Source organism: Winogradskyella poriferorum (genome assembly GCF_050618035.1).
GTDB classification, from domain to species: Bacteria; Bacteroidota; Bacteroidia; order Flavobacteriales; family Flavobacteriaceae; genus Winogradskyella; species Winogradskyella poriferorum_A.
Genome location: NZ_JBODPY010000053.1, coordinates 1 through 261, shown reverse-complemented (window position 1 = coordinate 261; position 261 = coordinate 1). Strand labels below are relative to the sequence as shown.

1 pseudogene is annotated in these 261 nt (G+C 44.8%); it reads right to left on the bottom strand.

The features are described from left to right. Window positions 1-254 (bottom strand): annotated as a pseudogene (locus ACRHOC_RS14890) (energy-dependent translational throttle protein EttA); the annotation flags it as partial. Window positions 255-261: the final 7 nt, after the last annotated feature.

Genomic DNA, 261 nt, shown 5'->3' with positions numbered 1-261 from the left:
CGCCCCTCATTACGCGTTCTTCGCGCTTTAATGCCTTGTCGAATCCACGTTTCTTCTTGGGCCAAGCGCTTATCAAAAAGCGCATTTTGTTTCTCTTCATCTTCAAGCATCTTCTGCTTGAGATCCATGTACGCAGAATAACTACCAGGGAAAGACGACAAGACACCACGATCTAACTCAATAATTCGAGTGGCTAAGCGATCAACTAAAGCTCGGTCATGGGAGATAATTAACAGACCGCCTTTAAATTCCAAAAGCTGC